This is a genomic window from Dactylosporangium sp. NPDC006015, assembly GCF_040614215.1.
Taxonomy (GTDB): domain Bacteria; phylum Actinomycetota; class Actinomycetes; order Mycobacteriales; family Micromonosporaceae; genus Dactylosporangium; species Dactylosporangium maewongense.
In genome coordinates this window covers 1-17,093 of sequence record NZ_JBEXUD010000013.1, presented here as the reverse complement: position 1 = coordinate 17,093, position 17,093 = coordinate 1, and the positions used below count along the sequence as shown (strand labels likewise).

At 71.7% G+C, this 17,093-nt stretch carries 18 protein-coding genes and 1 pseudogene; 15 read left to right on the top strand and 4 right to left on the bottom strand.

Translation table 11 applies throughout. The features are described from left to right. The first annotated feature begins 6 nt into the window (after positions 1-6). Complete coding sequence (locus ABZ321_RS23830) at positions 7-1,128, top strand: acyl-CoA dehydrogenase (RefSeq protein ID WP_344510841.1); 1,122 nt, start codon at positions 7-9, stop codon at positions 1,126-1,128. Between the two features lie 93 nt (positions 1,129-1,221). On the opposite strand, the gene ABZ321_RS23825 is transcribed toward ABZ321_RS23830, so the two are convergent. Beyond that, positions 1,222-2,037 carry an SDR family oxidoreductase gene (locus tag ABZ321_RS23825; RefSeq protein ID WP_344510839.1) on the bottom strand — a complete coding sequence of 272 codons (816 nt, stop codon included), beginning with the start codon at positions 2,035-2,037 and terminating at the stop codon, positions 1,222-1,224. Positions 2,038-2,219: 182 nt separating this feature from the next. On the opposite strand from ABZ321_RS23825, the gene ABZ321_RS23820 reads away from it, so the two are divergent. Next, complete coding sequence (locus ABZ321_RS23820) at positions 2,220-3,836, top strand: FadD3 family acyl-CoA ligase (protein ID WP_344510837.1); 1,617 nt, start codon at positions 2,220-2,222, stop codon at positions 3,834-3,836. 52 nt (positions 3,837-3,888) lie between these two features. Here the strand turns inward: ABZ321_RS23820 and ABZ321_RS23815 are convergent, their stop codons facing one another. Then, entirely contained in the window at positions 3,889-4,965 is a 1,077-nt protein-coding gene (locus tag ABZ321_RS23815; protein ID WP_354894695.1) for a phosphotransferase family protein, read from the bottom strand. A 116-nt stretch (positions 4,966-5,081) separates the two neighbouring features. Here ABZ321_RS23815 and ABZ321_RS23810 point away from each other — a divergent pair, with 116 nt between their 5' ends. Continuing rightward, positions 5,082-5,897 carry a sugar phosphate isomerase/epimerase family protein gene (locus ABZ321_RS23810; RefSeq protein WP_344510833.1) on the top strand — a complete coding sequence of 272 codons (816 nt, stop codon included), beginning with the start codon at positions 5,082-5,084 and terminating at the stop codon, positions 5,895-5,897. A 4-nt stretch (positions 5,898-5,901) separates the two neighbouring features. Here ABZ321_RS23810 and ABZ321_RS23805 read toward each other — a convergent pair whose 3' ends face one another. Then, complete coding sequence (locus ABZ321_RS23805) at positions 5,902-6,663, bottom strand: enoyl-CoA hydratase-related protein (protein WP_344510831.1); 762 nt, start codon at positions 6,661-6,663, stop codon at positions 5,902-5,904. Positions 6,664-6,837: 174 nt separating this feature from the next. On the opposite strand from ABZ321_RS23805, the gene ABZ321_RS23800 reads away from it, so the two are divergent. From ABZ321_RS23800 to ABZ321_RS23750, 11 genes and pseudogenes are all read left to right on the top strand, one after another. Beyond that, positions 6,838-7,698: a CoA-transferase gene (locus ABZ321_RS23800; RefSeq protein WP_354894690.1), complete on the top strand. Its 861-nt coding sequence runs from the start codon at positions 6,838-6,840 to the stop codon at positions 7,696-7,698. Next, on the top strand, positions 7,695-8,522 hold the full coding sequence (locus tag ABZ321_RS23795; protein WP_344510826.1) for a CoA-transferase: 828 nt from the start codon (positions 7,695-7,697) through the stop codon (positions 8,520-8,522). Before ABZ321_RS23800 ends, ABZ321_RS23795 begins: the two co-directional genes overlap by 4 nt. Next, positions 8,519-9,628, top strand: coding sequence for a nitronate monooxygenase (locus tag ABZ321_RS23790; RefSeq protein ID WP_344510824.1), 1,110 nt, complete (start codon positions 8,519-8,521; stop codon positions 9,626-9,628). The genes ABZ321_RS23795 and ABZ321_RS23790 overlap by 4 nt, the downstream gene beginning before the upstream one ends. Positions 9,629-9,630: 2 nt before the next feature. Further along, a complete protein-coding gene (locus ABZ321_RS23785) occupies positions 9,631-10,506 on the top strand; it encodes an SDR family NAD(P)-dependent oxidoreductase (protein ID WP_344510822.1) in 876 nt (291 codons plus the stop codon). Further along, positions 10,499-11,293 carry an SDR family oxidoreductase gene (locus ABZ321_RS23780; RefSeq protein ID WP_344510820.1) on the top strand — a complete coding sequence of 265 codons (795 nt, stop codon included), beginning with the start codon at positions 10,499-10,501 and terminating at the stop codon, positions 11,291-11,293. The genes ABZ321_RS23785 and ABZ321_RS23780 overlap by 8 nt, the downstream gene beginning before the upstream one ends. 60 nt (positions 11,294-11,353) lie before the next feature. Then, positions 11,354-11,827 carry a MaoC family dehydratase N-terminal domain-containing protein gene (locus ABZ321_RS23775; RefSeq protein WP_344510818.1) on the top strand — a complete coding sequence of 158 codons (474 nt, stop codon included), beginning with the start codon at positions 11,354-11,356 and terminating at the stop codon, positions 11,825-11,827. Beyond that, entirely contained in the window at positions 11,824-12,279 is a 456-nt protein-coding gene (locus tag ABZ321_RS23770; RefSeq protein WP_344510816.1) for a MaoC/PaaZ C-terminal domain-containing protein, read from the top strand. The genes ABZ321_RS23775 and ABZ321_RS23770 overlap by 4 nt, the downstream gene beginning before the upstream one ends. Positions 12,280-12,411: 132 nt before the next feature. Next, on the top strand, positions 12,412-13,200 hold the full coding sequence (locus tag ABZ321_RS23765) for an enoyl-CoA hydratase family protein (RefSeq protein ID WP_344510814.1): 789 nt from the start codon (positions 12,412-12,414) through the stop codon (positions 13,198-13,200). 12 nt (positions 13,201-13,212) lie between these two features. Next, positions 13,213-14,187, top strand: coding sequence for an NADPH:quinone oxidoreductase family protein (locus ABZ321_RS23760; RefSeq protein ID WP_344510812.1), 975 nt, complete (start codon positions 13,213-13,215; stop codon positions 14,185-14,187). A gap of 29 nt (positions 14,188-14,216) precedes the next feature. Then, positions 14,217-15,467, top strand: a complete 1,251-nt coding sequence (locus ABZ321_RS23755; protein WP_354895164.1) for an acyl-CoA dehydrogenase family protein — start codon at positions 14,217-14,219, stop codon at positions 15,465-15,467. A gap of 1 nt (position 15,468) precedes the next feature. Beyond that, positions 15,469-15,909 (top strand): annotated as a pseudogene (locus tag ABZ321_RS23750) (acyl-CoA dehydrogenase family protein); the annotation flags it as partial. Between the two features lie 437 nt (positions 15,910-16,346). On the opposite strand, the gene ABZ321_RS23745 reads toward ABZ321_RS23750, so the two are convergent. Next, a complete protein-coding gene (locus tag ABZ321_RS23745; protein ID WP_354894683.1) occupies positions 16,347-16,481 on the bottom strand; it encodes a hypothetical protein in 135 nt (44 codons plus the stop codon). A gap of 246 nt (positions 16,482-16,727) precedes the next feature. Here ABZ321_RS23745 and ABZ321_RS23740 point away from each other — a divergent pair, with 246 nt between their 5' ends. Beyond that, positions 16,728-16,982, top strand: a complete 255-nt coding sequence (locus ABZ321_RS23740) for an ROK family protein (RefSeq protein ID WP_344511118.1) — start codon at positions 16,728-16,730, stop codon at positions 16,980-16,982. Positions 16,983-17,093: the final 111 nt, after the last annotated feature.

Below are 17,093 nucleotides of genomic sequence, written 5' to 3'. Positions count from 1 at the left end.
ATGACGATGCCCGAAGCGAACGCCGACCCTCAGCCGGTGGCCGAGGAGCTGGCCCAGATCCGCGTTTCCGTCGCCGAGATCCTCGACGAGCGGGCCGACCTGCGCCGTACCCATGAGGTCATGGTCGGGGCGCCGGGCCACGACCCGCAGCTGCATGAGCTGCTCGCGGCCGAGCTGGGCCTGCTCGGACTCGTCGTGCCAGAGCACCTCGGCGGGCTCGGCGCCGACGTGGCCGCCGGGACCGCCGTCATCGAGGAGCTCGGGGCCCGGCTCGTGCCCGGCGCGCTCGCGACGAGCCTCACCGCGATCCTCGCCGCCCGGGCCATCGGCGCGAGCGCCGAGCCCCTGCTGGCGCGCGTCGTGGACGAGCAGCTGACCCTGGCCATTGCCATCGCCGAGGACGGCACGGGCTGGGACCTCGAGCAGACCGCCACCCGCGCCGGCGGCACCGGCGGCGAGTGGGCGCTCACCGGGACCAAGACCCTCGCCGTCGGGGTCGAAGCCGCCCGGGTCGTCCTCGTCACCGCTCGGGACGCGGGCGGTGAACTGGGCGTCTACGCCGTGGACCGGGCCGCCGACGGGGTGGAGGTGCAGACGCACATGACGCTCGACCAGACCCGGCGGCTGAGCACGGTGCACCTGCGCGGGGCCGCCGCCACCCGGGTCGATGCCCCCGGCGGCGAGGGCACCCGGGTGCTGCTCGACCACGTGCGCGCCATGCTCGCACTGGAGTCGGCCGCCGCCGCCCGCGCCTGCCTCGACCGCACCGTCGAGTACCTCAAGGTCCGCGAGCAGTTCGGCCGCCCGATCGGGTCGTTCCAGGCCCTCAAGCATCGCTGTGCCGACCTCGCCGTCGCGGTCGCCGGGGCGAGGGCCACGGCCGACCACCTGGTCACAACGCTGCGCACCGGCGCCGCCACGCGCTCGCACGACGCGGCACTGGCCAAGCTCGTGTGCACCGACACGCTGATGACCGTGGCCGCCGAGGCGATCCAGTTGCACGGCGGCATCGGGTTCACCTTCGAGCACGACGCGCATCTGTTCTTCAAACGCGGGAAGTCGGCCCAGCTGCTGGCCGGTGACCCGTCGGCGGTTCGCGCCGAGGTGGCGGCGCTCGCCGGGCTCTGAGCCGGCCGCCGACGTCTACGGCAGGCAGCAGCGCACGACCGAGGGGGTCCGCACCGACGCGCGGACCCCCTCTGTCGTGCCTGGCCTGCGGGCTCAGCCGAGCGGACCGGTGCCGGGCGGCTGGGCGGCCAGGTGACGCGACGGGATCTCACCGCCACCGGCGACGACGATCTCCGTGCCGGTGATGTAGCCGGCCAGCGGCGAGGCGAGCAACAGGCAGGCCGCGGCGACGTCGGCCGGGGTGGCCATCCGCTGCATGGGGATCGTCCGGGCCACGCGGTGCTGTCCCGCCTCGTCGCCGTAGTAGAGGTGCGACAATTCGGTCTGCACGAGACCCACCGTCACCTGGTTGACCCGCACGGCCGGCGCGAAGTCGATGCCGAGGCACTGGGTCAGCATCGTCAGGCCCGCCTTGGCGGCGGCGTACGCGGCGGTGTCCGGGGCCGGGTTGGAACCGGCGACCGAGCCGATGTTGATGATCGTCCCGCCGCCCTGACGCTGCATGACCTCGTTGGCGGGCTGGGCGACGTAGAACGGAGCGAGCAGGTTGAGCGTGACGATCGCCGAGACGAAGCGCGGGGAGACGGTCGCGGTGTCGGCGCTCGGCGCGCCACCGGCGTTGTTGACCAGGATGTCCAGCCGGCCGAACCGGTCCACCGCCGCGGCGACGAGGGCCTTGGCCTGCTCCGGGTCCCGCACGTCGGACTGGACGAAGACGGGCGTGCGTCCGTCGGCCTCGGGCAGGTGCTCGGGCTCGCTGCGGCCGCACACGAGCACCTGCGCCCCTGCCTTGAGGAAGGCGCGGGTGATCTCGGCACCGATGCCACGGGTGCCTCCGGTGACGATGGCGACCTGGCCGGTCAGGTCGACGCCCCCGTGCGTCGCGGGCGTAGTGGGGGACTGGGTCATCAGAGCCTCTCAATGATCGTGACGTTGGCCTGGCCGCCACCCTCACCCATCGTCTGCGGGCCGGAGCCGGACGTCGGATCGGTCGGGTCTGGGTGCCTCGCCGCGATGAGTCTAGCAAGCGCTTGGTTGGTCGGCTACGATCCGTTCCTGACCAGTGGCCGGCTCAGCGTGAGGAGATGTCCGTGAGTGGCGTTTTGACCACGATCCCTGCCCTGCTGCGGCAGGCCGCGCAGGACGCCGCGGAGGTCGAGGCCCTTGTCGACGGTGCCTTGCGAATGACGTTCGCCGAGCTCGACGCGGCCGTCACCCGGTTCGCCAGGGCCGCGGTCGCGCACGGTCTCGAGCCCGGGGACCGCATCGTCATCTGGGCCCCGAACAGCGCCGACTGGGTCATCAGCGCCCTCGGCGTACTGGCCGCCGGGGGCGTGCTCTGCCCCGTCAACACCCGCTTCCGCGGGGAGGAGGCGCGGCACGCCATCGCCAAGGTCCGGGCCACGATGGTCATCCTCGACGACACCTTCCTGGACGCCAACTACCTGGCCACGCTGCGTGGCGACGGGCCACCACCGGCCGCCGGGCACCCCGTGCCGTCGCTGCCCTCGGTGCGCACCGTTGTCGACCTGTCCGCCGCCGCCGGCCGCGAGCAGGCCGGTGACGGCGTGTTGTCCCTGGCCGACTTCACCGCGCCGGCCGACCGGATCGACCCCGGCGTCATCGACGGACGGATCGCCGCCATCGACCCCGAGGGCGTGGCCGACATCCTGTTCACCTCAGGCACCACCGGCTACCCCAAGGGTGCGATGGTCTCGCACGCCTCGAACCTGCGCGTCGACCTGCAGTGGGCCCGGCTGGTCGGGCTGCGGCGCGGCGACCGCTATCTCATGGTCAACCCGTTCTTCCACAGCTTCGGGTACCGGGCCGGCATCCTCGCCTGCCTCCTCATGCGCGCGACGATCATCCCGGTCGCCGTGTTCGACGTCGAGACCGTGCTGCGCCTCATCGAGCAGGAACGCGTCACCGTCTTCCCCGGCGCGCCCACCATCTACACCACCCTGCTCGAACACCCGGAGTTCGGCGCCTACGACACCAGCTCGGTGCGGCTGGCCGTCACCGGGGCGACGGTCGTGCCGGTGCCGCTGCTGCACCGGATGCGCGAGGAGCTCGGCTTCCGCGACGTCATCACCGCCTATGGCCTGACCGAGACGTGCGGCACCGCGACCGTGTGCCCGCCCGACGCCGACCTCGAGCGGATCTCGACCAGCTGCGGACGGGCGATCCCGGGCACCGAGCTGCGGATCGCCGGTGCCGACGGGCGGACGCTGCCGGCCGGTGAGGCCGGCGAGGTCCTCGTGCGTGGCTACAACGTGATGCTGGGCTACTTCGAGGACCCGGTCGCCACCGCGGAGGTCATCGACGAGGACGGCTGGCTGCACACCGGTGACGTCGGCTGGGTCGACGAGGACGGTTACCTGCGCATCACCGACCGGATCAAGGACGTCTACATGAACGGGGGCTTCAACGTCTACCCCGCCGAGGTCGAGCGCGTGCTGCGCGAGCACCCCGCGGTCTTCGACGTCGCCGTCGTCGGGGTCCCCGACGAGCGGATGGGCGAGGTCGGCAGGGCCTTCGTGCAGACCGTGACCGACTGGAGCGGGGACGAGTCGGTGCTCGTCGACGAGCTCGGGCAGTGGTGCCGGGACCGGCTGGCCAACTTCAAGCGCCCCCGCAGCTTCAGCATCCTGCCGGCCCTGCCACGGACCCCGAGCGGGAAGATCCAGAAGTTCAAGCTGGTCGGGTGAGCCCTGCGCCCACCCGGACAGGTGCCCGGTCACGAACGTGACCGGGCGAGGGTCAGCGTCGGCGCAGCGCTGCCGCGAGGGTCGCGGCCCGGCCGGCGAGGGCGGCCGCCTGCTCGGCGAACGACTCCGCTGTGCGGTCACCACCGCTCATCGCGCCCTGCGCGACCCTGGTGTGCACGCCCTCGACGATGCACGCGGTCTTCCACCAGTTGTAGGCGACGAAGTAGTCGATCCGGGCCGCGTCGGTGCCGGTGGCGAGGCAGTACCGGGCGAGCAGCTCGTCGCGGGTCGAGAAGCCGGGCAGGACGGTGGCCGGGTCGTGCAGCGCACGCGCCGCGTCGCCGGCCTGCGCCCAGTAGACGAGCAGCTGGCCGACGTCGGCCAAGGGGTCCCCGACCGTGGTCAGCTCCCAGTCGAGCACGCCCTGCACCCGCCACCGGCGGTCGAGCATGCAGTTGTCGAGGCGGAAGTCCCCGTGCACGATCCCCGAGCGGGACTGCTCGGGAGCCTTGGCCACGAGGTGCTCGTGCGCGGTCTGCAGATCGGGCAGGTCGCGGATCCTGGTCCGGTGCCAGTTCTCGTGCCAGCGCCCGAGCTGGCGGGTGACGTAGTCACAGCGATGGGCCAGACCCCCGAGCCCGATGACCTCCGGCTCGAGTCCGTGCAGGGCCACGAGGGCGTCGACCAGCGTCGGGCCGATGCGCGCGCGGTCAGCCTCGGTGGTGTGCCGCTCGACGTCAGCGGGGCTGCGCAGGACCGTGCCGTCGAGGTGCTCGAGCACGACGAGAGGTGCGTCGGCCACCTCGCCCGTCTCCTCGACGGCGAGCACGCGCGGCACCGGGAGGTGGCCGTGCAGCCCCCGCAGGATCCGCGCCTCGCGCAGCACGTCGTGCGCGGTGGCCGGGTGGTCCCCGAGCGGCGGGCGTCGCAGCACGACGACGTGGCCGGCCGCGTCGGTGGTCCGGTAGGTGAGGTTGGAGCGTCCCCCCGCGATGATCTCGTGCCGCAGGTTCCCTTGCAGCTCGGGCACGGCGCGGCCGAGCCAGGCGTCGACCCCCGCCGGGAGACCGGCGGGCCGGGTGGTGCCGCTCGGGGCCGGACCTGTCTGCGCCTGGCCTGCTGCTGTCATTGGAGCGCCTCCTCGTTGTCGGACGAGTGTAGCAAGCGCTTGGTTGGTTTTGGCGTACCGTGCACCTCGACAGACCCCACACCTGAACGCCCGACACCCGAACCGGTAGGAGCCCGATGTCCACCACGATCAACCCGACCTGTGTCAGCGGCATGGCCGCGATGTCCTGGGCACTGCCCGAGGAGATCGCGATGTACCGGCGCACCGGCACCGACCTCGTCGGCCTGCAGTGCGGCAAGGTCGCCGCCTTCGGCGTGGCGGCCCTCGGGGACCTGCTCGCCGAGCACGACGTACGGCTCGGCTACCTCGTCCACGGCTTCACCGCCCACCCGGACGACGAGCCGGGCTGGGCGCAGCAGGTCGCGGCGCTGCAGGCCGGCGTCGTCAACGCCCGCACGCTCGGGGCCGACCTCGTCTACCTCACGTCGGGCACGTCGGCGCACCTGACCTGGGAGGAGGCGGCCGACCGGTTCGCCGAGCGGATCGCCCCGGTCGTGGCCACCGCCCGCGAGCACGGAGTGCGCCTTGGCGTGGAGAACACCCTGCCGGTCAGGTGCGACCTCAGCTTCACCCACACCGCGCGGGACGCCTTCGCCCTGGCCGACCTCTGCGGCATCGGCATCTGCCTCGACCTCTACTGCTGCTGGCAGGAGCGGGGCCTGACCGACCTGATCCGCGAGCGGGTCGCGCAGATCGAGATCCTGCAGGTGTCCGACTTCCGGGTCGGCACCTCGATCTTCCCGAACCGGTGGGTGCCCGGGGACGCTGACCTGCCGATGGCGAACCTGCTGGGAACCGTCCTGCGGGCCGGCTACCTCGGCATCGTCGACGTCGAGCTGCTCGGCCCGGCCATCGAGGCCGAGGGCGCCGAGCCGGCGGTGACCCGCTCGATCACGTGGATGCGCGAGCAGATCGCGGCGGCGCGTCGCTGAACGTTCAGGGCACGTCCGCCCACCGCGGCGGGCGCTTGGCGACGAACGCGGCCGCGCCTTCGGCGGCGTCCGGGCCGGCGAGCAGCTCGAGGGTCGCGATCCGGTTGGCCGCGGCGAGGTCGTGTTCGCGGGTGTCCAGGCTCAGGTGCATGAGCCGCTTGGTCGCCAGCACCGCCGCTGGGGAGTGGGTCGCGATCCGGGCGCCGAGCGTGAGCGCGCGCGGGAGGACCTCGCCGGCGGGGACCACGGCGTTGACCAGGCCGAGTTCATAGGCCCGGGCCGCCGGAAGCGGCTCGGCCGTCAGCCCGATCTCAAGGGCGACGGCGAGCGGCAGGCGACGCGGCAGGTCGGTGCCGCCCTCGGAGGCGGCGATGCCGCGCCCCACCTCGGGTAGTGCGAAGTAGGCGTGCTCGGCCGCGACGACGAGGTCGCAGGCGAGGGCGAGTTCGAAACCACCGCCGACGGCGGGCCCGTTCACCGCGGCGATGACCGGCTTGCGGTAACCGCCGCGCAGCAGCGTCAGCGGGGAGCGGGCCACGTCGACCAGGCGCCCCTCGGTTGCGGCGCGCAGGTCCATCCCGGCGCTGAAGGACAGCTCACCGGTGCCGGTCAGCACGACCGTGCGCACGCCCGGGTCCGCGTCGTACCCGAGCAGGGCGTCGGTCATCGCCAGGAGGGTATCGGGGTCGAGGGCGTTGCGCACCCGTGGCCGGTTGATCCTGATGACACCCACCGCGTCGACGCGCTCGCACACGACTGTGTCCATCGTTGCATCCTCCTTCGTCTCAGGGCCTTGACCCTTTCCTGCCGGCTGTTAACCTACCAACCAAGCGCTTGCTTCGCGGGTATCGACTGCGGATGTCCGGCACGTGACTCACCTCTCGCACCGCTCGCCACCGCGCTGGAGCAGTGCCCCGACAGACGGAACGACGAGGGACATATGGCCGACAAGACTCTGACCACCCGCGATGTCGTCTCGCGGCTCGAATCCGGGATGACCGTCGGCATCGGGGGGTGGGGCTCGCGGCGCAAGCCCATGGCCCTCGTCCGCGAGGTCTTGCGCTCCGACCTCAAGGATCTGACCGTCGTCAGCTACGGCGGGCCGGACGTCGGCCTGCTCTGCGCCGCAGGCAAGGTCAAGAAGGTCGTCTTCGGCTTCGTCTCGCTCGACAGCATCGCCCTCGACCCGCACTTCCGCGCCGCGCGGCAGCAGGGCGCCGTCGAGGTCGCCGAGTACGACGAGGGCATGCTCCAGTGGGGGCTGTACGCCGCCGGTATCCGCCTGCCCTTCCTGCCGACCCGCGCCGGGCTCGGGTCGGACGTGATGAAGCAGAACCCGACCCTCAAGCTCGTCCAGGACCCCTACGGCACCGAGCAGCTCGTGGCCATGCCGTCGCTGCGCCTCGACGTGGCACTCGTCCACATGAACCGCGCCGACGCCCAGGGCAACGGCCAGTTCCTCGGGCCCGACCCGTACTTCGACGACCTCTACTGCCTCGCCGCCGAACAGGCCTTCATGTCCTGTGAGCGGATCGTGCCCACGGTCGAGCTCAGCGCCACCGTGCACCCGGCGACCATCAAGATCAACCGTCAGCTCGTCACCGGCGTCGTCGAGACCCCCAACGGCGCGCACTTCACCTCCTGCGCCCCCGACTACGAGCGCGACGAGGCCTTCCAGCGTGAGTACGTCAAGGCCGCCGGCGACCGGCAGGCCTGGGCCGCCTTCGAGAAGCGGTACCTGTCCGGTACCGAGGATGACTACCAGGCGGCCGTGACCGCCCGAGCCGAGGAGGCCGCATGAGCAGCACCGTGACCGAATCCGCAGACCAGCCCGCAAGCAGCGCCGCCGCTGCCGGCGCGCCGGTGACTCGCGCCGAGTACTGCGCGGTCGCCGTGGCGGAGGCGTTCGCCGGCGACGGTGAGTTCATCGCCAGTGCCTTCGGCACGATCCCGGCCATCGGCGTCCGCCTCGCCCGGCTCACCGTCGCCCCCGACCTGCTGCTCACCGATGGTGAGGCCCGCTTCGTCTCCGGCAGCTGGCAGATCGGCGCGGACCCGCACGCCACCGAGGGTGTCGTCGTCGAGGGCTGGAGCCCGTTCCGCACGATCTTCGACCTCGTCTGGCACGGCAAGCGGCATGTCATGATGATTCCGAGCCAGATCGACGGGCACGGCAACACCAACATCTCGGCCATCGGCGACTACGCCAAGCCCAAGGCCCAGCTGATCGGCGTGCGCGGCGCCCCTGGCAACAGCGTCTACCACCCGACCAGCTACTGGGTGCCCAACCACTCCACGCGCGTCTTCGTCCCGACCGTCGACATGGTCTCCGGCGTCGGCACCGACAACGCCCGCGCCGCCGGCCCGGCCGCGAGCACGTACCACGACCTGCGCCGTGTCGTCACCAACCTCGCGGTCCTCGACTTCGGCGGCCCAGACGGCGCGATGCGCCTGCTCAGCCTGCACCCCGGTGTCACGCTCGAGGAGTTCCGTGCGGCGACCGGCTGTGACGTGCACGTCGAGGACGAGGTCCCGGCCACCCGCGAGCCGAGCGCTGAGGAGCTGCGCCTCATCCGCGAGGTCATCGACCCCCGCTCGCTGCGCGACCGCGAGATCCGCACATGAGCCAGGGATCGCATCCGACGTTGCGCACCCGGGCGACCGACCTGTTCGGGGTGCGGTATCCGATCGTCCAGACCGGCATGGGCTACGTCTCCGACGTACGCCTGACCACCGCGACGGCCAACGCCGGCGGGCTGGGCATCCTTGCGGCGGGCCTGCTGTCCTACGACGAGCTCGTCGTGGCCGTCAGCCAGATCCAGGCCGGCACGGATGCGCCGTTCGGCGTCAACATCCGCGCCGACCAGCCCGACGTCGTCAAGCGCATCGACCTGCTCATCTCGGCCGGAGTCAAGGTTGCCTCCTTCGCGCTCGCCCCCAAGCAGGAGCTCATCGCCAAGTGCAAGGACGCCGGCCTCGTCGTCGTCCCGTCGATCGGCGCGCGCCGCCACGCCGAGAAGGTCGCCGCGTGGGGCGCCGACGCCGTCATCGTGCAGGGCGGTGAGGGTGGTGGCCACACCGGCGGCGTGCCCACCAGCCTGCTGCTGCCCCAGGTCGTCGACGCCGTCGACATCCCGGTCATCGGCGCTGGTGGCTTCTTCGACGGCCGCGGCCTCGTCGCCGCGCTCGCGTACGGCGCCGAGGGCATCGCCATGGGCACCCGCTTCCTGCTCACCAGCGACTCGCCGGTCCAGCCGTCGGTCAAGGACGTCTACCTGTCCAAGACGGTCAATGACACCGTCCTGACCCTGCAGGTCGACGGCGTGCCGCAGCGCGTGCTGCGGGCCGGCACGGTCGAGGCGCTGGAGCGCACCTCCGCTCCCGGCCGGCTGCTGCGGGCGGTGCGCAACGCCTTCGCCTTCCGGAAGCTGTCCTGCGCGCCGTGGGGCGACATGGTCCGGGAGGGCCTGGCCATGCGCAAGGCCCACGACCTGACGTGGAGCCAGGTCGTCATGGCGGCCAACGCTCCGATGCTCTACCGGTCGGCCCTGCTCGAGGGCAGGACCGACGTCGGTGTCATGGCCACCGGCCAGGTCGTCGGGCTCATCGACGACGTCCCGAGCGTTGCCGAGCTCATCGACCGCATCATCGGCCAGGCCACCCAGATCCTTGACCGGCTCGGCGCGCCCGCGCCGGTCGCGTCGATCCCGGCCGCACACGAGGAGGACTAGTCATGGGAGCACTGCAGGGACGGGTCGTCGTCATCACCGGCGCCGGCCGGGGCCTCGGCCGTGAGCACGCGCTGCTCGCCGCCGCCGAGGGTGCCTCGGTCGTCGTCGCCGACACCGGCGCCGCCGCCGACGGCACCGGCAGCGACCCCTTGGTCGTCGAGGCCGTCGCCGCCGAGATCACGGCCGCCGGCGGGCAGGTGCTGGCCAGCACCGCGGACGTCTCCACCACCGAGGGCGCCCGCGAGCTGCTCGCGCTCGCCCGCGACACCTACGGGCGCGTCGACGGCCTCGTCAACAACGCCGGCATCCTGCGGGACCGGATGTTCGTCAACATGAGCGAGGACGACTGGGACGCCGTGATCCGTGGGCAACTGCGCTCGACGTTCGCGCCGTGCCGGGTGTTCGCCGACCACTGGCGCACCGAGTCCAAGGCCGGCAACCAGCCGGTCGCCTCGATCGTCAACGTCTCCTCGACCTCAGGACTCATCGGCGCCGTCGGGCAGACGAACTACGGCGCGGGCAAGGCCGCCATCGCTGCCCTCACCGTCATCCTCGCCCAGGAGATCGGCCGCTACGGCGTACGCGTCAACGCGATCGTCCCGGTCGCGCGCACCCGGATGACCCAGGACCTGCCCGGCATCGGGGAAATGGTCGCCGCCCCGGCCGACGCGGGCGCGTTCGACGTCTACCACCCGGGCAACGTCTCCCCGCTCGTCGCCTGGCTGCTCACCGCCGCCGCGCCGGTGACCGGCGAGGTGTACTACGCCAAGGGTGGCGAGATCCGCCGTTTCGCGCCATGGAGCTACGACTGGACCGTCGACAAGGGCGCCCGCTGGAGCGTCGAGGAGATCGCAAAGGAGATGGCCACCCGTGGCTGACACCGGTCACACCACCGCCGACTGGGCCGGCCCCGCCCACAGGCTGCTCTCCGGGCGCTCGGTGCTCGTCACCGCCGCGGCTGGCACCGGCATCGGCTTCTCGACGGCCCGCCGCGCCGCCGAGGAAGGCGCGCGGGTCGCCGTCAGCGACCGTCACGAGCGCCGCCTCACCGAGTCGGCCGACGAGATCGAGCGTCTCACCGGGCACCGGCCGCTCGCGGTGCCCTGCGACGTCACCGACCAGGCCCAGCTCGACCACCTCATGGACACCGTCGCCGCCGAGTTCGGCGGCATCGACGTGCTGGTCAACAACGCCGGCCTCGGCGGCACCGCGGCCGTGCAGGACATGACCGACGAGCAGTGGGACTCCGTCCTGTCGGTGACCCTGACCTCGACGTTCAAGGCGACCCGGTCGGTGCTGCGGCACATGATCCCGGCGGGCAAGGGGGTCATCGTCAACAACGCATCCGTCATCGGCTGGCGCGCGCAGAAGGGGCAGGCGCACTATGCCGCGGCGAAGGCCGGCGTCATGGCGCTGACCCGGTGCTCGGCCCTCGACGTCGCCGAGCACGGCATCCGGGTCAACGCGGTGTCCCCGAGCATCGCGATGCACGCCCACCTGGCCAAGGTGACCAGTGACGAGCTGCTCGCCCAGCTCTCGGCCCAGGAGGCCTTCGGCCGGGCGGCGACGCCGTGGGAGATCGCCAACGTCATCGTCTTCCTCGCCAGTGACTACTCGTCGTACATGACCGGCGAGGTCGTGTCCGTCTCGAGCCAGCACCCGTGACGACCCGGCGCGCGCCGGCGGTGCCGCCAGCGCGCACCTGACCAGCGAAAGGAGCTCGTCGTGGCCAATCCCGACGCGCAGGGCGTCACCGGCGCCCCCTTCCGGCTCGACGTCGAGCGCGGCAAGATCCGCGAATTCGCGCTTGCCACCGGGGCGGCCGACGCGGCCTACCTGCAGGAGGAGCACCCGGTCGTGCAGCCGACGTTCCTCACGACGACCTTCTTCTGGCAGGACGAGGACTCCAACCCGTGGTCCGCGGTTGACCTCGACCAGCAGCGCGGCCTGCACGCCGAGCAGCAGTACACCTTCTTCGGCGAGCCGCCTCGCGCCGGGACCAGGCTCACCTGCCAGTCGCGCATCGGCGAGATCTACACCAAGGTGGGTCGCCGCGGCGGTGAGATGACCTTCGCCGTGATGTACACCGACTTCCGCGACGAGACCGGGCGTCTCGTCGCCCAGGCCAAGCTCACCGGTGTCGAGACGGCCCGCCCGCCGGACACCGAGGGCACGACACAGGACGGAGCCTCCGCGTGAGCGACACGACCTCCACCGCCCGGCCCGGCCCGCCCGAGGCCGGCCTGCCCGTCCCGGCGACCCCTCCGGCGCGCACCTACGGCCCGGTGACCCGCACCGACTTCGTCCGCTACCAGGGCGCCTCGGGCGACATGAACCCGATCCACCACGACGAGGTCTTCGCCACGGCCGCCGGGTTCCCGAGCCCCTTCTCGGTGGGCATGTGGCAGGCGAGCCTGCTCGGCACCTTCGCCACCGACTGGCTCGGCGGCCCCAACGTGCGGGACTTCCGCATCCGGTTCCTGGCCCAGGTGTGGCCGGGCGACACCCTCACGCTCGAGGGTGCTCCACTGCGCACCTACGTGCTCGACGGCGAGGACGGTCGTGAGGGCCGCGTCGACGTCGAGCTGACCTGCCGGCGTCAGACCGGCGACACGGCCGTCACCGTATGGGCGACGTTCGTGCTGCCCTAGGACCTTTTCCATCAGGGATGGCCGGCTGCGGCGGGCCCCCTTGTGCAACAGGCCGCCCTAGGCATTGACGCCACCCTTCGCGGGCGCGACACCCGAGACCAGCGAGCAGCCCGGGACTACCGAGGAGCAGGGATGACCCCCACCACCCACCCGTCCGTGACGACGACCATCCACACCGACGGCATCGCCGAGATCGTCGTGGACAACCCACCGGTGAACGCGCTGCCCGTGGCCGGCTGGTTCGCACTCGCCTCCGCCCTCGACGCCGCCGGCGCCGACGAGTCGGTGCGGGTCGTCGTGCTGCGCGCCGAGGGCCGCGGCTTCAACGCCGGCGTCGACATCAAGGAGATGCAGCACACCGACGGATTCACCGCGCTGCTCGGCGCCAACCGCGGCTGTTACGCCGCGTTCAAGGCCGTCTACGAGTGCCCCGTCCCGGTCGTCACCGCCGTCAACGGCTTCTGCCTCGGGGGCGGCATCGGGCTGGTCGGCAACTCCGATGTCATCGTCGCCTCCGACGACGCCACCTTCGGCCTGCCCGAGGTCGACCGCGGCGCCCTCGGTGCCGCGACCCACCTGTCCCGGATAGTGCCGCAACACCGGATGCGCGCCATGGTCTACACCTCGGCCACGGCCACCGCCCAGGAGTTGCACGCGTACGGCACGGTCCACAGCACCGTACCCCGCGAGCAGTTGCGCGAGGCGGCGCTCGCGGTCGCGACCCAGATCGCCGCGAAGAACCCCACCGTCATCCGGGCCGCGAAGGCCTCGCTCAACGGCATCGACCTGTGGGACGTCAACCGCAGCTACCGCTTCGAGCAGGGCTTCACGTTCGAGCTGAACCTCACCGGGGTCGCCGACCGGATCCGCGACGAGTTCGCCGGCACCGACAAGGCGGCGCGCTCGGGCAGCGAGGGCTGAGCCGTGCGTTCGATGGTGGTCCGTAAGCTCGGGGATCCCGAGGTGCTCACGGTGACGGACGGGCCGCAGCCGCAGCCCGGCCCCGGGCAGGTGCTCGTCGACGTCGTCGGCGCCGGGGTGAACTTTCCCGACGGCCTTATCGTCGCCGGCACCTACCAGACCAAGCCGGAGCTGCCGTTCGTGCCCGGCTGTGAGGTCGCCGGCACGGTCGCGGCGCTCGGCGACGGGGTGACCGGCCCGCCCGTCGGCACCCGCGTCATCGGCTTCTGTGGCATCGGCGGCTACGCCGCGCAGGCGCTCGTCGACGCCCGTATGGTCCACCGGTTGCCCGAGGGCATCGACCTCGTCGAGGCAAGCACGATCCCCGTTGTCTACGGCACGTCCTATCACGGGCTCGTCGACCGGGCCGGCCTCGCAACCGGCGAGACACTGCTTGTGCTCGGCGCCTCCGGCGGCGTCGGCCTCACCGCCGTGCAGATCGGCAAGGCCCTCGGCGCGACCGTGATCGCGGCCGCCTCGAGCGAGGACAAGCGTGAGCTGTGCCTGGCGCACGGGGCCGACCACGCCATCGGCTACGACGACATGACGGCGATGGTGCGCGAGCTGACCAGCGGCGCCGGTGCCGACGTCGTCTACGACCCCGTCGGTGGCGACGCCGCCACCGCGGCGCTGCGTACCCTCTCGTGGGCTGGGAGGTTCCTCACCGTCGGCTACGCGGCGGGCGAGATCCCGCAGGTCAAGTTCAACCGGCTGTTGCTCACCGAGGGCGCGGTGCTGGGGGTCCTTTGGGGCGCCTGGGCCAAGCGCAACCCGGAGGCGAACGCCGCGAACATGACGACGCTGCTCGAGTGGGTCGCCGCTGGCCGGCTGAGGCCACACGTCAGCGAAGTCTTCCCGCTCGAGGAGGCTGCCCGCGCGCTCGCCACGGTGATGAACCGTGGCGCTCGCGGCAAGATCGCCCTCCGCGTGAACTCAGGCAAGGAGTGACGGTGGCTGACGCGACCGACCTGACCCAGATGGACCTCGGCCCCGGCCCGCGCTCGAGCGAGTTGCTCGCGACGTTGCGCACGTTCATGGCCGAGCATGTCTACCCAGCCGAGAAGGTGTACGCCGCCGAGCTCGGTGCCGCGGCCCGCGTGAACGGGGGCGTGTCCCACGTCCTGCCGCCGGTCGTCGAAGCACTGAAGGACACGGCGCGCAGGCTAGGTCTGTGGAACCTCTTCCTGCCTGATCTGTCGGGCCTCACGAACGTCGAGTACGCATACCTCGCCGAGGAGACCGGACGCTCGCCCTACCTCGCCCCCGAGGCGCTCAACTGTGCCGCGCCGGACACGGGCAATATGGAGCTGCTGCACATGTTCGGCACGCCCGAGCAGAAGCAGCAGTGGCTCACACCGCTGCTCGAGGGCACGATGCGCTCCGGCTTTGCGATGACCGAGCCGGACGTGGCCTCCTCCGACGCACGGAACATCTCCACCTCGATCGTGCGCGACGGAGACGAGTACGTCATCAACGGACGCAAGTGGTGGACGACCGGCGCGGCGGACCCGCGCTGCGACATCCTCGTGCTGATGGGCAAGACGGATCCGGAGACGGCCGTCTACCGGCAGCAGTCCATGGTGCTCGTGCCGGTCGCCACCCCCGGGGTGACGATCGTGCGCTCGCTGCCGATCTTCGGCTACCACGACCAGCACGGTCACTGCGAGATCCGGTTCGACGACGTGCGGGTGCCGGTGACGAGCCTGCTCGGCGCTGAGGGCGACGGTTTCGCGATCGCCCAGGCCCGCCTCGGCCCGGGCCGCATCCACCACGCGATGCGCTGCCTCGGCATGGCCGAGCGGGGCCTCGAGCTCATGGTGCGCCGGACGATGGCCCGCGAGGCGTTCGGCGGCCCGCTCTCCGAGCAGGGCGTGATCCGCAATTGGATCGCCGAGTCCCGCATGGAGATCGAGCAGGCCCGCCTGCTCGTGCTGAAGACGGCGTGGCTCATTGATCGGGGCGGGGCCAAGGACGCCGCGACCGAGATCGCCGCGATCAAGGTCGTCGCGCCGCGGGTCGCCCGCAACGTGCTGGACCGTTCGATCCAGGCACATGGCGGCGGCGGGGTCACCGACGACTTCCCGATCGCCCGGATGTGGGCCAGCGCCCGGATCCTCGGTATCGCCGACGGCCCGGATGAGGTGCACCTGCGCACGGTGGCCCGCACGCAACTACGCTGCTACCGTGACACGGCGCCAGCGGGCGCCGCCGAGGCGGGGCAGGGCTGAGATGGACCTGACCTGGTCGGCGCAGGACGAGCAGTTCCGGGCGGAGGCCCGGAACTGGCTGGCGGCGAACGTGCCGCGGCAGCCGCTGCCCTCGGGGGACACCGCGGAGGGCTTCGCCGCGCACCTGGCGTGGGAGCGGGCGCTGCACGCGGACCGGTGGTCGGTCGTGTCGTGGCCCAAGGAGTACGGCGGCCGCGAGGCGTCGATATGGCAGTGGCTCATCTTCGAGGAGGAGTACTACCGGGCCGGTGCGCCGCAGCGGGTGACGCAGAACGGCATCTTCCTGCTGGCCCCGACGATCTTCGAGTTCGGCACCAAGCAGTAGCAGGACGAGCTGCTGCCGCGGATGGCGGCGGTGCAGGACCTGTGGGCCCAGGGCTGGTCGGAGCCAGGCGCGGGCAGCGACCTGGCGGGGATCCGATCCCGGGCGGTGCGCGACGAGCAGGCCGGGTCGGCGACCGATCTGCTCCGCGACCGTGTGGCACGCTCGTGGATGCAGGCGCACGCCCACCAGCAGTTCACGCTCGCGCAGGTCACCGACATCGTCGAGGGTCGCCAGGTCGGTGCGCGTTCGAGCCTCAACAAGGTCTTTAATCCTCAGGCAGCGTGTAGTTCAATGCTGCTTGACGCGCCTGAGCTGCGGAAACTCCTCAATTAAATGTCCACTGTGGACCTGAGTTGCTCGAAAATTGCTCGAGTGTCGGAATGCCGTCGAGGCATTTCGGCAAGGTCCCAGCGATCTGCCGGCGCAAACACTGGCGCGGCCTGGCCACCCGCTTCGACTGTGCCAGCCACTACCGGGCCACCCTCGACCTCGACGAGACGTTGGACTGGCTATGCGCAGTACCCGATGGCCGTGAGCAGCGAACCTCAGCTCCTTCATCGGCGTTCGATGGCAGCTCGGACGGCCAAGCGCGCCACTGTCAGAAAGGCTGGCACGCTCGAATCGACGTCATGCGAACGGGCGGTGGTGAGCGTGACCCGGACTCCTGCACCCTCAAATACGGACGACAAGCCTCTGGTTGTGGACGATCACCTAATTCGGTTCTGTCACGCGAAGCGTGGCGGGGCGGTCGGGACTGCCGGTCAGTTGGGTTGGAGGATGCGCCGCCTCAGCAGGTCGAATTTGGCTCGGCCGTACATCTGTCTTTGAGCATCTTCACGCGGTTGACCTGGCCTTCGACCGCGCCGGAGCTCCAGGGCAGGCTCAGCCCGGCCGTTACCGCAGCAAGGTCCCGTTGCAGGCCTGCGGCGGCCGCGGTGTCGCCCGGGCTGGTGCGCGACGCGCTGGTCGCCCGGGTCGGTGACCTGGCCCGCCACGTCGTCACGTGCTGCCTGCTGCTCGACCCTCAGCGCATCGTGCTCGTCGGCGGTGTCGCCCGCGACGACCTGGTGCGCGAGCTGCTGATCGACAGGCTCTCCCACGCGCTGCCGTACCCGCCCGAGGTGGTCCTGTCCGACTTCGCGCAGGACGCCGCGCTGCTCGGCTCGATCCCGCTCGCGATGCAGGCCTGACCGCGACGGGCGTGGGGGGGGGGGGGGGGCCCCCCCCCCCCCCCCCCCACCCCCCCCCCCCCCCCCGCGCCCCCCCCCCCCCCCCCCCCCCCCCCCGGGAGGAGCGACAAC